Source organism: Eubacterium sp. BIOML-A2, assembly GCF_009680135.1.
Classification (GTDB): Bacteria; Bacillota; Clostridia; order Lachnospirales; family Lachnospiraceae; genus Faecalicatena; species Faecalicatena contortus_B.
In genome coordinates this window covers 1-3,623 of record NZ_WKZK01000113.1, presented here as the reverse complement: position 1 = coordinate 3,623, position 3,623 = coordinate 1, and the positions used below count along the sequence as shown (strand labels likewise).

The window sequence follows — 3,623 nt, the reverse complement described above, 5'->3', positions numbered from 1 at the left end:
CCTTGGCTGACCGCCATTTAAGTTCCAGGGTGGCCGCCGAATATGGCACAGGTGGCCGTTTTGGCTGGCAATCTGCAATCTGTTTCTGATTATTACGATGCGACTGGTTTCCTCTGCATGTTATGGGTATACGGTAAATCACTAGTACCGTGCTAGTTTTATTTATCTATGAGATAATAACTCCAGAAAACTACAAGTTTTTTAATGGAGTTGTCCCTATGGATAATATTACTCATCAGATCCGTGCAGAGCACTGGACCAAAATCATGAATGAATGCATAAACAGCGGGATGCCTAAAACTGCTTGGTGCAGAGTTAATGGGTTCTCAGAAAAGCAGTTCTTCTATTGGCAGAGGAGCCCTGCGAAGGGAAATGTATATTACGGTGAAAATGGGTTCTTCCGCATATTTTGGTATTTATACACTAGGACGATACATAAGCTTTGCTTCTAATAACTGATAGCTGCATCGGCCATATCTTGTACGCTTTATCATTTTCAATTTGTTACTTGTCCCCTCAACAAATCCATTAGACAGAGGGTTTGTAACCGAATTTTCAACTGCTTCAATTAATTTTTCAAGACCAGCTGCAAAGCGGGATAATTCCTGTATTTCTGATAGTTTATACTTTTCAATGAATAAATAAAGCAGCACCATACTTTTTTGATTATACATATTTCGGAAGTCTCGGATACATATATCTAAGTGACGGATTTTAGGATAATGCTCCATAATATAAGTGCAATTCGCCTTGCTCAAGTCACTATTCATCCAAAGTAAACGAAAAATGCCCGCTCGTGAAATATGGTCATATTGCTGCAGTTTCTCCCGTTTTTGAATAACCTCTGCGGAAGAGCTTTTATAAACAGCTATATCAATAGTAAGTGCAAAATATTGCTACGTTACTCATAAATTGCGCCTGCACCAAAATGATAGATGCAAGCGTTTTACTCTATTTTAGTTTTGACAGTTAGCTTTCGCAGCCTTGCTCCATGGGGCGAACTGCTCTAACTGCTCATCTGACATTTTATCATTCGGTCGTTGTGACAAGAGATATGTCAGATATTTATAGGTATTCAGATCATTCGCTTTTGCCATCTCAACCATAGTATACACAATAGCACTGGCGGTGGCTCCTTTAGGACTGGCACTGAACAACCAGTTCTTCCTGCCAACGGTGAATGGTCTGATCGCATTCTCGCTGAGATTGTTAGAAAAACTGCAGTGGCCGTCTTCCAGATAGGTCATCAGGGTGTCTTTCCGATTTTGGGCATAGTTCACCGCTTTCGCCAAACGAGTCCCCTTGTTTGGGTGCTGTTGATCCAGCCAATCCCAGAATACATCCAGTATCGGCTTTTCTTTTTCAAGACGAAACTGTTTTCTCTGCTCTGCGGTATGATTTTTTGCTTTTGAGTACCGTTCACAATCAAACAGCTTGGAACAGAACTGCACTCCCTGCACTGCGGGAAGACTATAATTATACTCTTTCCCCTTCGGTATGGCATCTGTGAAGTAACGTCTCACATGCGCCCAACAAGAGCATCGTTTGATATCAGGCAGATTATGATAACCTTGATACCCATCCGTTTCCAGATATCCGCTGAAGCCTTGCAAGAATGATTCTGCATGGAACTTTGCTCTTGTCTCTGTATAATGATAGAGTAGAATCGGTGGAAGACCATCTTCTCCGCTGCGGAAGAGCCACATCCAGGAATCTGTTTCCGGATTGCGCTCCGGCTCATTCAGCACTTGAACCCGTGTTTCATCTGCCATCAGATATTTACGCACCAGTAACTGACGGTGAAAATAGTCATAAACATGGCGAAGATAATTCTCGGTGCAGTAAATAATCCAGTTGGCAAGCGTAGCACGGTTTAATGGTACACCCAGTTGTTTCCAGTCCTCTTCCTGCCGGTTTAACGGCAGACCATTCTGGTACTTCTGGTGCATCGCCCATGCAACGACAGATTCTGATGCATAACTTTCCGGGATCAACGGTTCCTGAACAGGAGCCTTGACAAAAGTCTGGTCATCGGGATGTTCCGCTGATATGGCACACTCCGGACACTTATAGGTTTCACGATAGATATTTACAACTTTACCTTTGGCAGGGGTAAAGCGGAATTCATGACGGACGAATTCCTTCCCAATACATTCCATCTGTGTTCCGCAGGCTGGACAGTTCCGTTCCTCCTCCGGAAGAGAAATGATCTCGTCGCAGGAAGGCACGTTTTTAAAGAGTTCAGCGTGAGTCCGTCTTGCTTTCCGCTTATGCTCCGGGACAATGATGCCATCAGGAAGTTCCGGATTCCATGCCGGATCCGCTTCCTGCTCGGCTTCATCAAAAAGATTCAGCTGGCCTTCGATATCCTTCCGTTTTTCGCTGGAAGTGCCAAAGAGCTTCTTCGTGAGATATTCAATCTGTTGACGAAGAGTCTCTTTTTCCAGACGGTCTGCTTCCAATGTCTTTTGTAAAGACTGGATCAGTTCTGTCTGTGCAGCAATCGTCTTATTCAGTTGGTTGATCATGTCCTTATACGCAAGGATTTTTGAATCTTTTGAATTACCAGCCATACGTTTTCTGCTCCTTTATCTCTGCTCTTAGTATACCACAGAAAGTGAAGAAAAAGAAGCAGAAAACCCAGTATTTACAGGGGAGCAAGGCGCTTTCCAGGGTGTGGAGCGCCCCGCATTTCTACCGGATTGCAGAGAAGTTTTCCACCATCATTCCGTAGGTTTGAACGCCTTAGGCTGTTCGATTTCAAGACCGGACATGAGCCAGTCGAATTGCTGCCAGGTCAGTTGTTTTACTTCCAACTGATTTCTCGGCCACCGGAATCTGCCCTGAACTTCCATGCGTTTATACAACAGCACAAATCCATCGGATTCCCAGAGTAAAGCTTTGATCCTGTCACAACGTCTTCCGCAGAAAAGATACAGGGCACTCCGTCTTGGATCCATGTGAAGTTGCTCCTCTACAATGGCACACAGTCCGTCAATGGATTTCCGCATATCCGTTCTGCCTGTTACGATATAGATTTCATCGGCGACCGTGATATCCCCTAACATTCCAGTTCCTTCACAATGCGAAGTGTCTGGGCCAGAAGCTGTGGATCTGTTCCATTCGGGATAGTCAGAAGAAACCTTCCAACAGACAGCTTCATAGGTGCTGCCTCAGAAATGCTGCTTCTTTCCATAGACGCAGGAATCATATCCAATGGCTGTTCATATGAGATGGTGTCAGGATTATGAAAATCTACCCTGACGACTTCCTGGCTTTCCGGAGTGTTATAGCTGCGTCCGGTTGCCGCTGGTAAATCCATGCAACCTTTTTGCCGTAGTCGCTTTACCCAGTTATAAAAGGTTCCAGGCTTGATGTCGTGTTCCGCACACCATTGATGATCTGTCAATCCACTTTGACGGCATTCCATGATGAGACGGTATTGTTCTTCAGCAGGTATTCTTTTGCTTCTCATGAGCAGTCCTCCATAAATCGAATAGAGTAAAATGCTCGCATCTATCATTTCTAGCAACAGAAGATGAAGTAAAATGCTTGCATTCTCTATTAATCATTATGGACTGAGTTTTAGGGCAACGCAATCCGTCGAATTATTTTGCGCTTAC

General features: G+C 44.2%; 4 protein-coding genes. All 4 read right to left on the bottom strand.

Annotated features, from left to right (window positions below; translation table 11 throughout):
• Positions 1–416: 416 nt before the first annotated feature.
• Positions 417–770 (bottom strand): transposase, encoded by a 354-nt coding sequence (locus GKG43_RS22640; protein WP_070102472.1) that lies wholly within the window; start codon positions 768–770, stop codon positions 417–419.
• 186 nt (positions 771–956) lie between these two features.
• Positions 957–2,573 carry an IS66-like element ISCsc1 family transposase gene (locus GKG43_RS22635; protein WP_154266207.1) on the bottom strand — a complete coding sequence of 539 codons (1,617 nt, stop codon included), beginning with the start codon at positions 2,571–2,573 and terminating at the stop codon, positions 957–959.
• 150 nt (positions 2,574–2,723) lie between these two features.
• Positions 2,724–3,068 (bottom strand): IS66 family insertion sequence element accessory protein TnpB, encoded by a 345-nt coding sequence (gene tnpB, locus GKG43_RS22630; protein ID WP_129880127.1) that lies wholly within the window; start codon positions 3,066–3,068, stop codon positions 2,724–2,726.
• Positions 3,062–3,475 (bottom strand): transposase, encoded by a 414-nt coding sequence (locus GKG43_RS22625; RefSeq protein ID WP_039909923.1) that lies wholly within the window; start codon positions 3,473–3,475, stop codon positions 3,062–3,064. The genes tnpB and GKG43_RS22625 overlap by 7 nt, the downstream gene beginning before the upstream one ends.
• Between the last annotated feature and the right edge of the window lie 148 nt (positions 3,476–3,623).

Excerpts from the sequence above, each read along its gene's own strand:
- tnpB (WP_129880127.1), bottom strand. The coding sequence starts at position 3,068 with ATGTTAGGGGATATCACGGTCGCCGATGAAATCTATATCGTAACAGGC.
- GKG43_RS22640 (WP_070102472.1), bottom strand. The coding sequence starts at position 770 with ATGAATAGTGACTTGAGCAAGGCGAATTGCACTTATATTATGGAGCAT.
- GKG43_RS22635 (WP_154266207.1), bottom strand. The coding sequence starts at position 2,573 with ATGGCTGGTAATTCAAAAGATTCAAAAATCCTTGCGTATAAGGACATG.
- GKG43_RS22625 (WP_039909923.1), bottom strand. The coding sequence starts at position 3,475 with ATGAGAAGCAAAAGAATACCTGCTGAAGAACAATACCGTCTCATCATG.